Annotated in this window: 16 protein-coding genes, 1 tRNA gene and 1 pseudogene; 4 read left to right on the top strand and 14 right to left on the bottom strand. The window is 40.7% G+C overall.

The features are described from left to right. Window position 1: 1 nt before the first annotated feature. Genes QOW94_RS01550 through asnB form a run of 3 tightly spaced genes read right to left on the bottom strand, consistent with a single transcriptional unit; the run spans window position 2 to window position 4,693 of the window. Window positions 2-1,252, bottom strand: a complete 1,251-nt coding sequence (locus QOW94_RS01550) for a carboxylate--amine ligase (protein WP_283678305.1) — start codon at window positions 1,250-1,252, stop codon at window positions 2-4. Continuing rightward, window positions 1,252-2,793 (bottom strand): UDP-N-acetylmuramoyl-L-alanyl-D-glutamate--2,6-diaminopimelate ligase, encoded by a 1,542-nt coding sequence (locus QOW94_RS01555; RefSeq protein WP_283678306.1) that lies wholly within the window; start codon window positions 2,791-2,793, stop codon window positions 1,252-1,254. The genes QOW94_RS01550 and QOW94_RS01555 overlap by 1 nt, the downstream gene beginning before the upstream one ends. Window positions 2,794-2,812: 19 nt before the next feature. Next, complete coding sequence (gene asnB / locus QOW94_RS01560; RefSeq protein ID WP_283678307.1) at window positions 2,813-4,693, bottom strand: asparagine synthase (glutamine-hydrolyzing); 1,881 nt, start codon at window positions 4,691-4,693, stop codon at window positions 2,813-2,815. Window positions 4,694-4,916: 223 nt separating this feature from the next. On the opposite strand from asnB, the gene QOW94_RS01565 reads away from it, so the two are divergent. Further along, the gene (locus QOW94_RS01565) at window positions 4,917-5,147 is read left to right on the top strand and encodes a hypothetical protein (protein ID WP_283678309.1); all 231 of its coding nucleotides are present in this window, start codon (window positions 4,917-4,919) and stop codon (window positions 5,145-5,147) included. Between the two features lie 56 nt (window positions 5,148-5,203). Here the strand turns inward: QOW94_RS01565 and QOW94_RS01570 are convergent, their stop codons facing one another. After that, window positions 5,204-5,632, bottom strand: coding sequence for a universal stress protein (locus QOW94_RS01570; RefSeq protein WP_283678310.1), 429 nt, complete (start codon window positions 5,630-5,632; stop codon window positions 5,204-5,206). A gap of 164 nt (window positions 5,633-5,796) precedes the next feature. On the opposite strand from QOW94_RS01570, the gene QOW94_RS01575 reads away from it, so the two are divergent. Both QOW94_RS01575 and QOW94_RS01580 read left to right on the top strand, forming a co-directional pair. Beyond that, entirely contained in the window at window positions 5,797-5,982 is a 186-nt protein-coding gene (locus tag QOW94_RS01575; RefSeq protein WP_283678311.1) for a hypothetical protein, read from the top strand. Between the two features lie 43 nt (window positions 5,983-6,025). Continuing rightward, window positions 6,026-6,343: a magnetosome magnetite crystal formation protein family gene (locus QOW94_RS01580; RefSeq protein ID WP_283678312.1), complete on the top strand. Its 318-nt coding sequence runs from the start codon at window positions 6,026-6,028 to the stop codon at window positions 6,341-6,343. Window positions 6,344-6,396: 53 nt separating this feature from the next. Here the strand turns inward: QOW94_RS01580 and QOW94_RS01585 are convergent. After that, window positions 6,397-6,480: transfer RNA gene (locus QOW94_RS01585), tRNA-Leu, on the bottom strand. Window positions 6,481-6,508: 28 nt separating this feature from the next. Next, on the bottom strand, window positions 6,509-7,207 hold the full coding sequence (locus QOW94_RS01590) for a DUF2238 domain-containing protein (protein WP_283678313.1): 699 nt from the start codon (window positions 7,205-7,207) through the stop codon (window positions 6,509-6,511). Window positions 7,208-7,351: 144 nt separating this feature from the next. On the opposite strand from QOW94_RS01590, the gene QOW94_RS01595 reads away from it, so the two are divergent. After that, window positions 7,352-7,801: a MarR family winged helix-turn-helix transcriptional regulator gene (locus tag QOW94_RS01595; RefSeq protein ID WP_283678314.1), complete on the top strand. Its 450-nt coding sequence runs from the start codon at window positions 7,352-7,354 to the stop codon at window positions 7,799-7,801. Between the two features lie 98 nt (window positions 7,802-7,899). On the opposite strand, the gene QOW94_RS01600 is transcribed toward QOW94_RS01595, so the two are convergent. The 8 genes and pseudogenes from QOW94_RS01600 to QOW94_RS01635 all read right to left on the bottom strand — a co-directional run bounded on the left by QOW94_RS01600 (window position 7,900) and on the right by QOW94_RS01635 (window position 17,108). Continuing rightward, entirely contained in the window at window positions 7,900-8,880 is a 981-nt protein-coding gene (locus QOW94_RS01600) for a DUF1002 domain-containing protein (RefSeq protein ID WP_283678315.1), read from the bottom strand. Between the two features lie 106 nt (window positions 8,881-8,986). Then, window positions 8,987-9,733 carry a serine hydrolase gene (locus QOW94_RS01605; protein ID WP_283678316.1) on the bottom strand — a complete coding sequence of 249 codons (747 nt, stop codon included), beginning with the start codon at window positions 9,731-9,733 and terminating at the stop codon, window positions 8,987-8,989. Continuing rightward, window positions 9,730-10,620 (bottom strand): C40 family peptidase, encoded by an 891-nt coding sequence (locus QOW94_RS01610; protein ID WP_283678317.1) that lies wholly within the window; start codon window positions 10,618-10,620, stop codon window positions 9,730-9,732. The genes QOW94_RS01605 and QOW94_RS01610 overlap by 4 nt, the downstream gene beginning before the upstream one ends. 140 nt (window positions 10,621-10,760) lie before the next feature. Next, window positions 10,761-11,831, bottom strand: coding sequence for a mandelate racemase/muconate lactonizing enzyme family protein (locus QOW94_RS01615; protein WP_283678318.1), 1,071 nt, complete (start codon window positions 11,829-11,831; stop codon window positions 10,761-10,763). A 12-nt stretch (window positions 11,832-11,843) separates the two neighbouring features. After that, on the bottom strand, window positions 11,844-13,469 hold the full coding sequence (locus QOW94_RS01620; protein ID WP_283678319.1) for a peptide ABC transporter substrate-binding protein: 1,626 nt from the start codon (window positions 13,467-13,469) through the stop codon (window positions 11,844-11,846). 235 nt (window positions 13,470-13,704) lie between these two features. Then, window positions 13,705-15,329 (bottom strand): annotated as a pseudogene (locus tag QOW94_RS01625) (peptide ABC transporter substrate-binding protein). Between the two features lie 127 nt (window positions 15,330-15,456). Continuing rightward, complete coding sequence (locus QOW94_RS01630; RefSeq protein ID WP_283678320.1) at window positions 15,457-16,005, bottom strand: C39 family peptidase; 549 nt, start codon at window positions 16,003-16,005, stop codon at window positions 15,457-15,459. Then, on the bottom strand, window positions 16,002-17,108 hold the full coding sequence (locus tag QOW94_RS01635; protein ID WP_283678321.1) for a P1 family peptidase: 1,107 nt from the start codon (window positions 17,106-17,108) through the stop codon (window positions 16,002-16,004). Before QOW94_RS01635 ends, QOW94_RS01630 begins: the two co-directional genes overlap by 4 nt. Window positions 17,109-17,335: the final 227 nt, after the last annotated feature.

A 17,335-nucleotide genomic window follows, 5' to 3' on the forward strand; every position in this document is an offset into this window, starting at 1 on the left:
CTTACTTTTCAACAAAGTACTTCTTAAAGTTCTTAGCGTAATTATGCATCATCCACTTGTAGAGAGCAAACCGCTTAACGTTCTTATCCTGATCATACCAGAAAGTATCCCCGTACCGGTGTTCGTTAATGAGTTCTTCAGCTTTCCGCTTTATATCGTTGTCCTTAGCGTACTTCTTGAAGATTTGTGGGGTCACCCCTAACCACAAGAAGTAGTTACTGGTGTCCTTATTAGCAAACTCAGTTGGTTGATCCTTCAAAGAATCAAATACATAGTCTTGAACTACCCAATCGGCCAACTTGTGCCCATTAAGGGTAACGAAGAAACTACTTCTACCAGTTCTTAGATTGATTTCAAACAGCTTATATGAATTATCACGAGTGTCAAACTTAATATCAAAGTTTGCATAGCCAGTAAAGTTGATTTCTTCCAAAAAAGTCTTGATTCGGTCGTAAATGTCCTGATTGTATTCAGGAATGATAGCAACGTAGTTACCAATGGCAGATGGAGCTGGGTCCTCAAGTAATGGGTGACCCATGCACATCAATTTAACTTTATGATTCTTATCAACGTATGCGTTAAGCACCCGCATGTTACTGTCATCGCCAGGAATGAAGTCCTGCAAAATTAAATCAGATGTATAGCCGTTGTCATAAATTTTACCCACTATGTCTCTAAACTCGGCTTCATCGTGAATCGTGAAGGCTTTTTTACGCCCCTCAAAGTGAATATCGAGCCACTCAACACTATTAGCTGGTTTTAAAGCAACTGGATAGTCAAATGGTTGTTCAATTTGCTCACCAGACCCGTACTCATCCTTAGTAATAATCCGAGTACTTGGATAAGGTAGATCGTACTTGTCACACATCTTGTAAAAGTTTTCTTTGTCGTTTAACTGCTTTAATAAATCGTAGTCAATGTATGGGCAGACAAAAACGTCCTCTAGTTCCGCTTTATGTTTGGAAATCAATTCAGCATATCCATCACCACAACCAATTAAGATAACTGGTTTATCATGGTTCCGGTAGCGTTCCTTAATTTTGCGCATTGATTCAATCCATGTAGGGTCCTCACTGAAGCCGTCAATTAGTTCAAGATCAACGATTTTAGTAAACCTAGTTGGTGCAAGCTCAGCCTCAGCAATTGCTTTTACCGGCCGACCATAAACCTCGTATAAGGATCTTGCCATCCCATATGCGTTAAAGTCACTTCCCAATAATATTGGAGTGAACTCAGTCTTACTGTCGCTCATTACTCCATCCCCTTAGTATAATTTTCAACAATTTTTGAATCCCCATCATAGTGGGTGTCGACACCTTTGATTTTTTGGTAAGGGTCACGTCCCTTACCTGCTACAAGCACAATATCACCAGGGTGACTGGCATCAATGGCCGCTTTAATTGCCGTTTCTCTATCTTCAATGTAGTTAACAGTTACTTTCATTTCATCGATGTTGTCCCTAATTGTAGCAGCAATATCCTCAGGATTCTCAAATCCTGGATCATCCGAGGTTAAGTACGCAATATCTGCACCTTCTGAAATCGCCTTTCCAAGTCCAGGTCGGCGATCGATTCCCTTATCACCCGCACTACCTGTAACAACAAATACCTTACCATTGCTATCCTGCGTTTTTAAAAACTTAAGGACAGCATCCATGCTTGCATAGTTGTGGGCATAGTCAACATAAACGTCCCCGTGATTAGCAGCCTGATAGCTTTCCATCCGGCCAGGAATAACGATATTAGCTAACCCCGAACTGATATTGGTTTTATTAACTCCCAATAGTGAACTAGCGATAGCAGCAGCTACGCCATTGTACTCGTTATAGTCGCCACTAATACCAATCTCGTATTCACCATCAATTGATAACTTTTTAGCCTTATCAGAAACGGCAGCTAACGAGATTCGGTTTTCCTTTAGGGTATCGGATAAGGTTTCAAATTCGAAATCAATCTCCAGACTATCAGTCCGATCGACACCCTTACGACCCATCAAATAAATCTTTTCAGGTTGAGTCGTGGCTTTGGCAGTCATAAAAGTATCCAGAATGTGATCGTCGTCAGCGTTCAAAATCACCTGATCAGAATTAACGATTAGTTGTTCCTTACACAGTAAGTAATCCGCAAACGTTGGGTGTTCATTTCTACCAATGTGATCGGGTGAGATGTTTAGAAACACTCCAATATCATAGTGAAGGCCATAAACCCGGTTTTTCTTATAAGCTTGTGACGAGACCTCCATCACTAGATGTTGCCAACCATTACTTGCCACCCTGTCCATATTAGTAAATAAGTCCAATGATTCAGGGGTTGTTAAGTGAGATTTAAAGTCTTCGTCTGGGTTCGGACCAACGACAGTATTGATAGTTGAAAACAGACCAACTTGGCCGTTGAACTGCTTATCCAAAATCGACTTAGTTAAGTATGAGGAAGTTGTCTTCCCCTTAGTTCCTGTAAAAGCAATTGTTGCTAACTTGTTTTGTGGAAAGCCAAAAAATGCCGCACTAATGAGCGACATTGATTTTTGGATATTAATAACGATGATGCCAGGTAATTCAGCATGAGAATAGTGTTCTTCCGCCATGTAGGCAATCGCACCATTTTTCTCCGCCTCGCCTAAATACTCAGCCTTGAAATTCCCCTTACAAAAGAAGAGTGAATTATCAGACACAGCCTTCGAATTATAGGAGATCCCATCAAACGTTAAAGAAGGGCTAACGGTATTATCAACCGACACAAGCAAGTTATGTTCCGATAATAACTGCATAATTTCTGCAATTGAAATTCTTGCCAAAATATGCACCTTCCTTTAGTTAGATTTGAGTTCTGTGAACTAATTCGACGGTCTTTTCTTGAGTATCTTCTGGGAAGTAGACCTGGTACCAGAGAATGAATGTGTAAATGGTAAAGATTTTTTGCATGTTAGATTTACCGTTTGCGTGTTCCTCGAGCAAACGATCAAGTTCATCGACGTTGAAGAACTTACGACCTGTATCCGAATGGAATGTATTAACAATTCTTTCGTGATACTTAGGGTCGTTGATCCAGCTAGCAATTGGGGATGGGAATCCGAGCTTCTCTTTAAGAGCTGTCTTCTTAGGCAATTGTCTTTGAGCGGCAGTTCTAAGTGAGATTTTCGTTTCATCGGTTGTAATTCTAGTCTTAACTGGCATAGTTGAAGCAAACTCAGCTACCTTCTTATCAACCAATGGCACCCGAACTTCAAGGGAATTAGCCATACTCATTCGATCAGCCTTATGCAAAATATCATAAGGTAACCATGTGTTGATATCGAAGTACTGCATTTGAGTCATCTCGTCCTTACCCTTAACATCATCAAAGATGTGCTGAGTGTAGGCACCAGAATCACGGTTAATAGTTGGATCCTTCAATACTTTATTTCTGTCATCGTAGTTAAATACGTAATTTACCCGGTAATATCTTTCGCTCAATGGCTGAGCACCACGAACTAAGAATCGTTTACCGTGGAAACGAGGCATTCTTCTAGCAACGGCAGCCAGTCCCTTTCGGATTGGCTTTGGCACAAATTTTTGGTAACGATCAAACGGAATTGCTTCAAGGTAAGTATTGTAACCACCGAAGAACTCATCCGCACCTTCACCAGACAATGCAACCTTAACGCTTTGAGAAGTTCTCTTAGTTAGGTAGTAAAGTTGAATTGCGGCTGGGTTTGAAAGTGGTTCATCCATGTAGTACATCATGGTTGGCAAAATATCAAAGTAATCATCACCATTCATGTAGATTGGTGTGTTCTTTTGTTTGATTTCCTTGGCAAACTCAGTTGACCAACTTAACTCACTATATTTTGAATGCTTAAATCCAATTGAGAATGATTGAATTGGTTTTAATTTAGCGGCTTCATTCAACACATAACTTGAATCGATACCACTGGATAAGAAACTACCAACTTCAACATCGGCAATCATGTGAGCACTAACTGAATCATCAACTAACTTTTCAATCTTGTCAGCATCTTCCTCAATTGTTTGGCTTTCATCAATGTGATCGTAGTTGAATTTGTAATACAAGTGGGTCTCAGTCTTACCGTTTTTGTGAAGGAAGTACTGACCTGGGAGTAACTTGAATACGTTCTTGAACATAGTTTCCCGAGATGGAATAAACTCAAAACTCAAGTGAATTGGTAATAACGCAACGTTCAATTGCTTTTTAAAGTTTGGATGCTCCAAAAAGGCTTTGATTTCTGATGCCCATAAGAATGTGTCACCGTCGTCATAGTAATAAAGTGGCTTAATTCCAAAGTGGTCTCTGGCACCAAAGACTTCACCCGTTTTGCTATCGTAAATAGCGAAAGCAAACATTCCACGAAGCTTTTGCAGCAAATCTGGACCCCATGCATCATAACCATGGATCAAAACTTCGGAGTCTACGTCAGTTCTGAATTCATAACCTAATTCTTTTAATTCTTCACGAATTTCTTTGTAATTGTAAATTTCACCGTTAAAGGTCAACACTTTTGACCCATCGGTATTTTTCATCGGCTGACGGCCGTGAGCCAAGTCAATAATCGATAGACGTCGGAATCCCATTGAAACCTTGTCGTCGCTGAAATAAGCTTCGTCATCAGGACCACGATGCTTGATACGATCAGCCATATTATTAATTGTGTCAGCAGGAACATCTTTTTGGTTTACAAAACCAACAAATCCACACATAAAATTTCCCCTCTTTGACGAAAATCCATTTTTCAGTTGCTTAACCTAGTTATAGTTAAACATAACGATTTATATTTTAGCAGATTAATAAGACCCCGACCAGTACCCATAACGTTTTCTTAACAAATCCCGCTACTTTGCGAGTCTGGGACCTTCTTATTTTGTTTTAACTATTGTTTGGACTATACTAAATTTATAGAAAAGATTGAGAGGAATGATATCAATGGATGACACTGTATTTTTCAACCCGGGGGATTCGATCGGCAAGTTCCATGATCATAATGAGGCGGTTAAAACAGCCCAAATTTATAAAGAAAAAGACACTGAAAATAAGAATGTCTTAGTGGTTCACGGAAAAGATAACAAAACCTTTGATATCTTCTTCGAAGACGACAAAGTCAGCCACGATAATGAAAAGGGATCAGAACCGTATGAGGTTTCTGACAAACTATAACAAAAAGCTAGTAACCGATTTTCTCGGCTACTAGCTTTTTTAATACATATTGTTGATTAAACAACAAACACACTCGTTTTTGCGTTTCTAACAACATACGCCGTTGTTGAACCCATCATGATCCGGTTAATCGCATCAGCACCTGATTTACCAATGACTATTAAATCATAGCCATTTTCACGCGTATAATCCTCAGCAATAACTTGTTTAGCCATTCCCTTGGTAACTTCAGTTGTGGCTGTAACCCCTTTCATTCCTGCGTATGTTTTAGCGTCTTCAACAATTTTCGAAGCGGCTTCTCGCTGTTCTTCGAGGAAGTTGGCTGTAACTCCCGGGCGACCACTCATAAAGTAGATACCAGCCTCGTTAACGACCGACACGATGTGGATTTCTGACTTGAATTGCAGTGCCAAATCGATTGCCATGTCTAGTGCCTCTTTTGAACGTTCACTACCGTCCATCGGCACCAAAATCTTCTTGAACATAATAATTCCCCCTTTGTCTGTATGTCTTAATAATGGTAAAAATTTCACATAATTGCAAACAAAATGTTTGTAAATCAAAGCTTTAAAATTACCTATTTTTCATTCTTTGCTATACTTGAGTTGGAGTTTTATCGGCTCCAAAATTTTTATGGGGAGGATTTTTTATGAATAAAGACGAAATTATCGAAAAGATCAAGGGGCTTGTTGGTGATGGTAAGATGGACGACGCAAAACAATTCATCGAAGACCACAAGGATGATCTGGGAGATTACTACGACAAAGCAAAGGATATGCTTGGTGGTGGTGCTGACGGTATCGTTGATAAAATCAAGGGTATCTTTGGTAAGTAAAATTTAGCAATTATCAATTCGACAATATAAGGTGGGATGTCTCATGGATAAAAAAATATTGAGCTCATTATCATACCTCTCAATATTCTTTGCCCCAATTATTTTTCCAATTATCGTTTGGATTCTGAGTAATGATGATAGCACCATACAAAACGCCCGCAAGGCGACGTTTCTACACATTGCTCCGGTAATTCTTACGATTATTGCCCTGTTTATTATCGGGACGACTGGATTACTAACAAATAGTGGTGCTGCAACTGGATTTGTGACAATCGGTCTGGTATCTGTGCTACTTTTAGTGGACTTTGTATTGTTTATCTATAATTTGGTAATTGGAATTAAAATTTTAGTTAACGACTAAAAAACACCAGCGAATCTCAAATGAGAATCGTTGGTGTTTTTTGTCTGTCTTCATGCCCCGAGCAGGATTCGAACCTGTACTCAATTGCTTGAACAGCGACCTGAACGCTGCGCGTCTGCCAGTTCCGCCATCGGGGCAACAGCATGCAACACATGTTATTTTACACTAAAAATACATTCCTGAAAAGTACGTTTTCCGTTTTGACTTAAAAACTAAGTATTTACTGAGGTTAGGATTACTTCTCATCATTAGGTAGGCAATGAGAGCCATTAATAATGCACCAATAAAATCCGCACATAAATCTCCCATCGTATCGTAAAGGGCTGCCCGACCAACTAGCATATGGCCAGCCTGCATATACCGCTGAAGATTTAGGCCTGCAAACGTATCAGCTAAAAATTCGTAAAACTCCCAGAAAACACCGCAAGTCATTCCGAAACAAAATGAAAATAGTGACATTAACCCGGGATTAGTTCTCTCGTTGTCCCGACTAACTGATAAGCCTTCAAAGATTGAAAATCCAAGGCCAGCCAACATTAAGCCCGCAAGCACATGTTCATACTTATCCCAAAGTGGAACGCCGTACATCTGCAAACCAGATCCGAGAAAGATGGCCATAAAGATAAAAATATAGTAGAAGATGAGTTCAATCTGCGGGAAGTAAAAGTTACCAATTTTTTCAATCAAAAACGGTAACAATACTAATATGATTCCTGATGCAACTTCAATCAACAGTAGTGCCTGGTCTTTAAATGCTGGCTTGCCGCTAAAATATAAGTACCCAAAATAGCCCAGATAGGCTATCATTGATATCACGTTAATAATACATAGCCAGGTGCTAAACCGTAACTGCCTTAATTTCATAAGTTTCCCCCTCCAATTGTAAAAGCATGACATGACCTGCACTTTTATAAAACTTGCTTTTACTTTTCATTATCTTACAATATCATTATACGCAATTTAAACAACGATGGATTTAACGTAATTTTAAAAACGAGGTTTTCATACATGGAAAAAACTACACCAATCAGACTAGAGGATCAGCTTTGTTTTCAAGTCTATTCAGCTAATAAAAAATTCAATCATTTCTACCAAGATGCACTAAGACCATACTCATTAACATACCCTCAGTATATCGCATTACTGACCCTTTGGGAGTACGCTCCCCTTTCCGTCAAACAGTTGGGTAGCTATTTAAACCTTGATAGTGGGACTTTAACTCCTCTACTCAAGCGCCTTGAAGCAAACGAATGGATTACTCGCGAACGCAGCGAAAGCGATGAGCGCTCGGTACAAATCGACCTGACTAATAAAGCAAAGAACACAAAAAACGAGGTATTCAACCGAGTAAACAGCTGTATGGATGTGCTTGGTTTAACTGATGAAGAGAAAGCAACTTGTTTTGAGCAAGTAGCATCAATTGAAAGTAAGCTTGATAAGTATAACGAAAGCAATTAAGCAATCGTGTGCAGGTTCGAATGCTGCTCGGGGCATAATGACAGACAAAAACACCAACGATTCTCATTTGAGATTCGCTGGTGTTTTTACTTTGCTAGTTAAAATAAATTAGAGAAAAAGTCCACAATTGCCTGCCAAATCTTTGCAAAGAATCCTTCTGCCTTTTTTGCATCTGCACTTTTTGCAAAGTCCTTTAAATCAGCCATCTTATCACCAACTGAATCCGCTAAGTCACTAGCCATTGATTTAGCATTATCAATATAAGAACTTGCATCAGAAATTGGCGCCTTTTGAACCTGGCTTAACGAGATAACGATATTATTGATGACCGTTTGAGAAGTCTTGCCATCAATCCCCTGCTTTTGTAGTGCTTCGTTAAGCATATTTTGGATATCTTCTTTAGTAGCAAGTTGATCTTGTTTCTGTTTCAGTTCAGCAAGCTGTGACGAAACATCACCGATTGCAGCCATTAACTTACCTGGATAGCTCTTGTCATCGCTATTTTCATTGATGGCAGGTTGGGTTGCATCAAGAACCCCGTTAGCAGCTTGAGTATTTTGCTGATTAAGAGTAATGCCATCAGTTGCCAAAGCCTTGTATACTCCAGTAAGGGCTGATTCACCGGAAACGGCCTTGTCAGCCGTAACCGTAATGATAACGTCCTTAACTCCGGCCATCGTGGCAACCATTGAATATTGCTGTGAGGTTACTTGAGTAATATTATTCTTACCATCGTAATTCTCAATGTTAACCTTAACCCCAGTACCTGGGTCAGCTGGTGCTAATGCCACACAACTGATCATACTTGCATCTGACGTTCCAGCTGAATTGATGTACTGAGCATAATCCTGACCGCCAACAGTCAGTGATTCATAGTTTGACTTAACGCCTAGCGTCTGGTTGATTTGATTCTTATCCTCGCTTGCCAAACCAGCACCGTACACTACATATGGTTTTGATAATGCTTTTGATTGGACCGAACCATCGTCAGTTCCAGCAGCATGTGACGCCACTGCTCCAAGGCCAAAGATTGCAGCGAAACAGAGTAATCCGAATACTAACAACCGTTTGATTTTCATTTTTAAATACCCCTTTTCATGTTCTAACGTCATTTTACCATTAAAAAAAAGCCACTTCATTTTGAAGTAGCTTTATTTAATAATTACCAACAATCTTTAACATTTGTTAATTATCAGCAAGATCATCATAAATCAACTGACCAATTTTCTGAAAAGAATTTAAAACCCTTGGCCTATCTGGGCCATTATCAGTTAGTAAAGCAATGTTCACAAAGCGACCGTTTTTTTCAAACCTAGCAACATCATGATCGAGGCTTGCACCCTCACCAGTTTTGTTTGCAACCAGGACGTCATCCCTAGTTTCATCAAAACTCCCCGGCAACTTAAACCTAACTTGCTGGTTCATAAACGGGGTCCGGTCATACTCAACTGCTAAGTTCATAAGTCTAACCGCTTCCAACGCAGAAATAAAATTATCCTTACCCCTTAACGGTGCCTCAGTATCCATTAAAAAGCGCTGTAGCCTAGTTTGCTTGTACCCGTTAGTTTGTAACCAGTCATTAATGCTAGCCATCGTAAATTCGCGAATAACGGCATTAGTCGCGGTATTATCCGAAACACTGATCATCAGCCTCATCAAATCGCCAAGGCTCCAAATCCGTTGAGATAAGGTTTGGATGACCCCAGCGCCACCAACAATATCTTTTTCGTTAATCTCAATCTGCTTAGTGAGATCAGCCCCTTTAGAAAAGGCGTAGTCGTATATTGCCAGTTTGATAAGTGAAGCAGAACGAAATTCTTCGTTAGGATTAACGGCCACTTCTTTGCCTTCATCGTCTTCCACGAGGCAAGCAACGTCCGCATCGATATTTGCTAGCAGACTCCTAATCGAATCGATCGTCGTTACTTTCATCGCCAATATCTCCTAAAACCAGCGAATTCTGAAGCAAACTTCAATTCGGTTAAGTCAGCAATATCAACTTGTTTACCAGGAGTCCGTGACTCAATCATCTTACCGTTGCCAATATACATACCAACGTGATGAACGTAACCTTCGCCATGGTCATATGCAAAGAAAACTAAATCACCGGGTTGAATATCTTCGGGAGCAACTGGCATCCCGGAAGCCTGCTGGTCATCCGCATCACGAGGGATATCGAAACCAAGCACCCTATGCATCGTGTACACAAGTCCAGAGCAATCGAAACCGTCCGAGCTAATGCCGGCCCAGAGATAACGCATCCCCATATATTGTTTGGCCATATCGACCATTACCTGGCCAGCGTTTTGTTCATCAAACGGAATCTTGATTGCATCAGCCTTTATATAATTTTCACCAAGCGGAGTAATCACCTTGATCCAGTCACCTTCAGTGGCAATTTGATTCAAAACTGTCCCTAGGCTCAGCTCCATCACTGGTTTTTTGTCCGCATCGTAGAGTGTGGCAAACTTAGTTGCAATTCTGACCGTAGCAGTAGTGTTTGAATAGTTAGTATCCTTATCACTAAGCAATTTAACGGGAATCCACCCGGGATATCCCCGACCATCAGAGTCATCCCGCTGACTTGGAACAAATACTTTGGCCCAGTCACCAACAATATCATCAACGATTACTTCGTCATTGAATAGAGCCTGAGTTACTACTCGACTATTGTCGCTCAAATCAACACTCTGCTCGTCACTCATATCCTGAACCCATTGTTTAACATCACCGTCAATAGCCGCTTTGTCAACATCCCGATTAGAATGATTAGTTGACCAGACGGTTGCAACGGGAACGATTACTCTTTTTGTATTCATTAGCTCACCCTCTATTCTATCTAAAAACATATTAACATGAATCATTAAAAACATTCCCTAATTTAGCCGAACCGCAAACGTTAATCACCAAATTATGATTGAATTAAAAAAAGAGCCGACAATCCGACTCCCCTTTTATCCTAGAAACCTAATCCCGGTTTTTCAGAAAACTTAATGATATTTCCATCATTGAGAATTCCACCATCAACCGGATTTTTCGTAAACATCATTGCTGCATCAAGGTCAACGAATTGAATATTTTGCTTTGCAGCGGCTAAATGAGCAGCAGCCGTGACCGATACTGACGATTCAATCATACTGCCAACCATACACTTGACTCCGGCAGCCTCTGCAATGGCATTGATCTTCAACGCGTTATCGATTCCGCCAGCCTTCATCAGCTTAAGGTTGATAATGTCACAACCCTTCATCTCAATCAAACGCAACGCATCACCGACTGAGAAAACTCCCTCGTCAGCCATGATTGGTGTGAGCACATTATTGGTAACTGATGCCAAACCATCAAAGTCAGCAGCAGGCACTGGTTGCTCCACCAATTCAATATTCAAATCAAGTTGTTCCATTTTTCTAATCGCAGCAATCGCCTGTTTCGGATGCCAACCTTGATTAGCATCCAACCGAATATTAATGTCAGGTCCAACCGCCTTCCGCAAAGCAACGACCGTCTGGAGATCTTCCGCTTCACTTTTACTTCCCACTTTGATTTTTAAGGTCGTAAAGCCATCAGTAATTAACCGCTTGGCATGCTTAATCATCGAATCGGTTGTTCCAACACTAACCGTATAGTCAGTCGTAATTTGATCACGAGCACCACCCAGCAATTGGTAAAGTGGTAGCCCTGCAATTTGACCAAGCAGGTCATTTACCGCAATGTTCAAAGCTGCCTTGGGGCTAGAATTATGCACCATCGCCTGATCAATAATTTGCTTGATATTATCAGCAGCGAGCAATGATTCCCCCACGATTTTAGGACCAATTATCTGCTCGACCGCTTCGATAATACTACTCGTTGTATCACCAGTAATCACTGGAGTTGGGGCAGCCTCACCAAATCCGACCATTCCGTTAGATGCAGTCACCTTAACAATAACGGTTGTTGCAGTTGTCACAGTTCTCAATGCTGTTTTAAACGGTTCCTTTAGTGGTACCGCGGCTTTGAACGTTTCAATTTTCTCGATTTTTGGAATCAAAAAATATCTCTCCTACTTGATTGATGCGTCTTTATAATTGTAGTTGGCACCAGCTGAGTTGTAAACGACTCCCTTAACTTTTGAATTGATCAACCATTGTTCACCTGATTGATAAAGAGGAACAATTGCTTGTTTGTTAAGGGCAAGCTCTTGAGCTGAAACCATATCTTGCCAACGTTTGTCAGCGTTTTGAGCATCTGATCCATTCGACTTCTTGATGAGTGAATCATACTCAGAATTCTTCCACTGGGAAATGTTACTTGGATTATCACTAGTCAAAATGTTAAGGAACGTTACTGGATCAGAGAAATCAGCAAACCAGTTAGCAACCGTAACTTGGAACTCATGGTCAGCTTGACGTGATAGTACCGTCCGGCCAGGGATGTTATTAAGAGATACTTTCAACCCAGGCAAGTTCTTTTCAAGGGTACTTTGGAGATATTCACTTAATTGTTTTTGGTCATAAGTATCAACGTTTAGTAACGTGAAGCTCAATGACTTCTTACCGATTTCCTGAAGTCCCTTCTTGAATAACTTCTTAGCCTCTGTTGGGTTGTAATCCAAACTTGATGGGGCTTTTACTTCACTGGTAAAGTCCTTATTTCCAGATGGCGAGTAAGCTAATCCCTTTGAAACGAACTTATCGTTAAGGACAGCACCACCACCAACAACTTTGTTAGTCATTGTTGGTCGGTTAATTGCCATCGAAATAGCCTTACGGATGTTTTCGTTAGCAAACGCCTTCTTCTTTTGGTTGAAAGCTAAGTAATAAGCAGACGATTGTGGGCGGTTGACCCGATCCTTACTATTCTTCATCTGCTTGGATTGAGTTGCTGACAATTGAACCATGTTGAGTTTCTTTTGATCATAAAGATTGAGCCCTGTTGATGGATCCTTAACAACGCTAAACTTGATTTCGTCGAGTTTAACATTGCTCTTGTCCCAATAATCTTTGTTCTTCTTCAGTGTCCAGTTCAAGTTAGTCCCGTTCCACTTAGTCAAAGTGAATGGACCGTTATAAACTTGTTTGCTGGATGTAGTTCCGTAATCACTGCCATACTTAGAAACAGCCTTAGAATCTTGTGGGAAGAATACTGGGAATCCTAATAATAGCTTGAAGTAAGGAATCCGTTGTTCCAAGTTAACTACTAATTTGTACTTGCCATCTGCCTTAATCCCAAGCGTACTTGGTTTAGCTTTTTTAGCTTGGATTTTATCAGCATTCTTAACCCCAGAGAATAAGTAGCCATATTGTGATGCGGTCTTAGGGTCAAGCGTTCGCCGCCATGAATAGACAAAGTCCTGAGCGGTTACTGGATCACCGTTACTCCACTTTGCATTCTTTCGTAAGTTGAATGTGTATGTTTTACCATCCTTTGAAACCGTAGACGACTTAGCAATTCCTGGTTCTACCTTACTATTCTTTCCTAATCTAAATAACCCCTCATCAACGTTGTTCAACACATTAAAAGCACTGACCGAAGTTGTTTTAGACAAATCAACGGTCGATAGCTCTGTATCAGTTGAAGTAGTTAACACTTGTTTTTTGGAACTATTACCGGAACTACCACACCCTGCTAATAATAGTGCGGTCATTGCAATTCCAGTAGATAACGCAGTTTTGCGTGAAATCCCCATATTTGTTCACTCCCAATGAAAATATTTATTACTTATACATTCTAATTTAGCATAAAAATGAGAATCTAGCTATGCTGATTTTAATGCTCATTTCATATTCGATCGTAAAAAGCGCCTATTTAGAGATCTCCACCTAAAAAGCATGATATTTAACGGTTGGGGCAAAGCTACTAAATACACTTTTGTCACCCATCCCTGTAAATATCATGCTAAAGAGATAACCATTATTCAAATGTTACTTAATATATGCTTCCTTGTAGTTATAGTTAGGACCAGCTGAATTGTAAACGATCCCCTTAACCTTTGGATTTATCAACCATTGCTCACTTGACTGGAACAGCGGCACAATTGCTTGTTCCTTCAACGCAATATTCTGAGCCTTAACCATATCATCCCACCGCTTATCAGGATCACTTGAATCCGTAGTGTTAGACTTCTTGATCAGCTCATCGTAACTCTTATTCTTCCAAACCGAATTGTTCGATGGGTTATCAGACTGCAAAATGTTCAAGAATGTGATTGGGTCTGAAAAATCAGCGAACCAGTCCGCAACCGTTGCCTGGAATTGGTGATCAGTCTGCCGTGACAACACAACCCGAGCTGGAATATTCGTCAATGACACTTTCAATCCCGGAAGGTTCTTTTCAAGCGTGCTTTGAAGGTATTCACCTAGCTGCTTTGAATCATAGGTATCGCCACCCATAATCGTAAAGCTAAGCGAACTCTTACCAACTTCCTTCAGCCCTTCTTTAAACAACTTCTTGGCCTCAGTTGGATTATAGCTCATCGTATCGGGTGCGGTTACATCCTTTGTAAAGTCATTCCCGTTGATCGGCGACTTGGCCAGCCCTTCAGACACAAACTTAGTATTGGCAATTGCCCCACCACCAACAACCTTCTTGACCATCATATTCCGGTCAATAGCCATTGAAATTGCTTGTCTGATTTTCTTGTTTTGGAAAACCTTCATCTTTTGGTTCAGGGCTAGATAAAACGCTGAAGATTGTGGTCGTGAAACGAGATCCTTGTTGTTCACCATTTGTTTAGCTTGAGATGCCGACAAACCAGTCATATCAAGCTTTTTATCCTGATACATATTAAATCCAGTTGACTGATCCTTGATAACTTGGAAATTGATTTTGTCTAGCTTAACGCTCTTCTTATCCCAGTAATCACTGTTCTTTACCAGGTCAAACGTGGTATTGGTACCGTTCCAGTTTTTAAGCGCAAACGGACCGTTATATACTTGCGTTTTTGCGGTAGTAGCGTACTTGCTGCCATACTTTTCTACCACTTTTTGATTTTGTGGGAAGAACACCGGGAATCCCATCAATAACTTGAAATAAGGGATTCGTTGTTCGAGAGTAACGACCAATTTGTAATCGCCATCAGCTTTGATACCAAGCGAACTAACCTTTGCCTTCTTCGCCTGGATCTTATCTGCATTTTTGATGCCCGAGAATAAGTAGCCATACTGAGATGCAGTCTTAGGATCAAGGGTCCGTTGCCATGAATATACGAAATCATGGGCAGTAACTTTGTCACCATTGCTCCATTTAGCATCATGACGCAAATTGAAGGTGTACTGTTTACCATCTTTGGAAACCGTATAATTTTTAGAGATTCCAGGTTCAACTTTACTATTCTTACCCAGTCGAACTAACCCTTCATCAACGTTATTCAAAACATTGAACGAAGCAACAGCGGTCGTTTTGGATAAGTCACGGTTGAAAGATCCGTATCAGTTTCCGTGTTCAAGACCTGCTTTTTCGCACTGCCCGATGGATTACTACAACCAGCTAATCCCGCCACTGACAAAGCCAGTAACGCCGTCAAAGAAATAAAATGCCATTTTCTCATAAACTCTCACTCCAATATCCCAATAGATTTTGTTTATGTTAGATAATCTATCACAAGAATGAGAAAACGTCACTATTATTCTAACCATTTTTTAATCGCTTTGTAATAATAAGTTGACGGTTCAGTGTCACTCAGTCAGAGCAAGAGCCATCCCCCTGGCGCCAGCGATTCGCTCGAACTTTTCCTTTGGCAATTTGTAACATCCATCAATTGGATCATTAACATGAACCCAGTCATCATCGACCCCGTCTAGTAATACGGCATGATTATTGATTGCCACGTTACCAAAGGGATACACTTCGTACTCTGGTTCTTCGAAATGAACGGTCACAAAGACAACCACCGGATTTCCAGCTGCCACGTCGGCGTAAAGTGAGTTAAAGCTAAAGTTTTTTTCGGAAGTGGAATATTTCCTTACATTTACGTATTTAGCTGCCCACTGTGATAATGGGTCAATAAAAATCGCTTCAAATTTGCCGTGTTGGTTTTTATAAGGCGAGCCACCAAAACCTTCGTTTGGATTTGCATTTTCGCTAATTGGCATCAATTTTAAAAACTGGCCATAATTTAACGTCGTTGCTTGCCTGAAATGCAATCCCATCAATAAGCTTGCCGCCTCACAACCGTTAATTGCTCCCCACGCATTTTGATCAATATGTGGCGTTGGTAAAATCATTGGCTCACCCCAAGTTCTTGAAATACTTGATTAACCATCTCTTGATACTCAGGCTGGTCTTTAACCAACTTATTGCAAGCATCGATGAATGATAGTCGATTTCTACACTTGCGATCAACCACAGAATCAGCATGAACCAGCGAACTAAGAACTGATTCATCAACACAGGCACTGACCGCTCGGAAAAACTTATCAATATTGTTGTCGTTGAACCGAGTAACCGTGTCAAAATCGTCCTTAGTAAAGTGAGCAACTCGATTAGCAGTTGAAAAGGCAAAGACGATTTCTCCGCTACCGTTGCCGATATAACCACCCGTTCTGTTAATTCCAACCGTCGCCCGTTTGGCAAGACGCTTAAGCTGGCGAGAGTTAAGTGGGGCATCCGTAGCAATAACGGTGATAATTGATCCTTTCTCCTCTTTCTCTTTATCCGCTTTGATCATTTTTGCTAATGGTTCGCCGATTGGGATCCCCTTGATAATCAGATCCGTGAGGAACCCGTAGTTAGTCATTGTGAGCGTGCCGACCGTAAATTGTTTATCACCAAACTCCACCAGTCTAGAAGATGACCCGATACCACCCTTGAGGTCGTAGCACATCATCCCTCTACCAGCTCCGACAGCTCCCTCTTCAAACGTATCAGCCACGTTTGCCATGCTTTCAGAAAACTGCTTTTCAGTGAGTTTCATATCTCTAATGCTAGACACATCGCCATCATTACACTCGGCAACCACTGGATTAACAGTACTGGTGCTATCACCAATTTCCGGATTTTCAACCAGCATTTGTTTAGTCAGAAAATTCAGCGCCGTTCCAACGGCGAACGTGTTCGTTAATATAATTGGGGTTTCCAGCGTTCCAAGTTCATCAATTTGCACCAAACCAATACTCTTACCAAACCCGTTAATGACATAAGATGCTGCTGGTAATTTTTCCCGAAATAAATTACCTGGTGCCGGAATAATTGTCGTTACTCCAGTATGAGTCGTTCCGTCGTCGTAGGTTATCTGGCCGACTTTTACACCTGGTACATCCGTAATTAAATTTTTGGCTCCCTTTTTTCGTGATGAAATATCATTGAATAAATCAACTGTGAGTCCCATACATATCCCTCTTTCACTCGATTTCTTATCATCAGTCTGACTGAAATCAAACTCATCGTCAACAAAAACTTACTAAGATAAATGGTGAATCCAAAACTCAACGGAGCTAGGATTCACCATTTTTTTGATAAAGTGGTAGCGAAGCAAAGCCGAGGTTCTTTTTGGCACTTGATGCCGTAACAAAAAATGGCTGCTTCGTCGTTAATCTCTTAGGTTGATCTAAGTAA

Origin of the sequence: Lentilactobacillus sp. Marseille-Q4993 (assembly GCF_951230165.1) — a bacterium.
Classification (GTDB): domain Bacteria; phylum Bacillota; class Bacilli; order Lactobacillales; family Lactobacillaceae; genus Lentilactobacillus.

Excerpts from the sequence above, each read along its gene's own strand:
- QOW94_RS01550 (WP_283678305.1), bottom strand. The coding sequence starts at position 1,252 with ATGAGCGACAGTAAGACTGAGTTCACTCCAATATTATTGGGAAGTGAC.
- asnB (WP_283678307.1), bottom strand. The coding sequence starts at position 4,693 with ATGTGTGGATTTGTTGGTTTTGTAAACCAAAAAGATGTTCCTGCTGAC.
- QOW94_RS01565 (WP_283678309.1), top strand. The coding sequence starts at position 4,917 with ATGGATGACACTGTATTTTTCAACCCGGGGGATTCGATCGGCAAGTTC.
- QOW94_RS01570 (WP_283678310.1), bottom strand. The coding sequence starts at position 5,632 with ATGTTCAAGAAGATTTTGGTGCCGATGGACGGTAGTGAACGTTCAAAA.
- QOW94_RS01575 (WP_283678311.1), top strand. The coding sequence starts at position 5,797 with ATGAATAAAGACGAAATTATCGAAAAGATCAAGGGGCTTGTTGGTGAT.
- QOW94_RS01580 (WP_283678312.1), top strand. The coding sequence starts at position 6,026 with ATGGATAAAAAAATATTGAGCTCATTATCATACCTCTCAATATTCTTT.
- QOW94_RS01590 (WP_283678313.1), bottom strand. The coding sequence starts at position 7,207 with ATGAAATTAAGGCAGTTACGGTTTAGCACCTGGCTATGTATTATTAAC.
- QOW94_RS01595 (WP_283678314.1), top strand. The coding sequence starts at position 7,352 with ATGGAAAAAACTACACCAATCAGACTAGAGGATCAGCTTTGTTTTCAA.
- QOW94_RS01600 (WP_283678315.1), bottom strand. The coding sequence starts at position 8,880 with ATGAAAATCAAACGGTTGTTAGTATTCGGATTACTCTGTTTCGCTGCA.
- QOW94_RS01605 (WP_283678316.1), bottom strand. The coding sequence starts at position 9,733 with ATGAAAGTAACGACGATCGATTCGATTAGGAGTCTGCTAGCAAATATC.
- QOW94_RS01610 (WP_283678317.1), bottom strand. The coding sequence starts at position 10,620 with ATGAATACAAAAAGAGTAATCGTTCCCGTTGCAACCGTCTGGTCAACT.
- QOW94_RS01620 (WP_283678319.1), bottom strand. The coding sequence starts at position 13,469 with ATGGGGATTTCACGCAAAACTGCGTTATCTACTGGAATTGCAATGACC.
- QOW94_RS01630 (WP_283678320.1), bottom strand. The coding sequence starts at position 16,005 with ATGATTTTACCAACGCCACATATTGATCAAAATGCGTGGGGAGCAATT.
- QOW94_RS01635 (WP_283678321.1), bottom strand. The coding sequence starts at position 17,108 with ATGGGACTCACAGTTGATTTATTCAATGATATTTCATCACGAAAAAAG.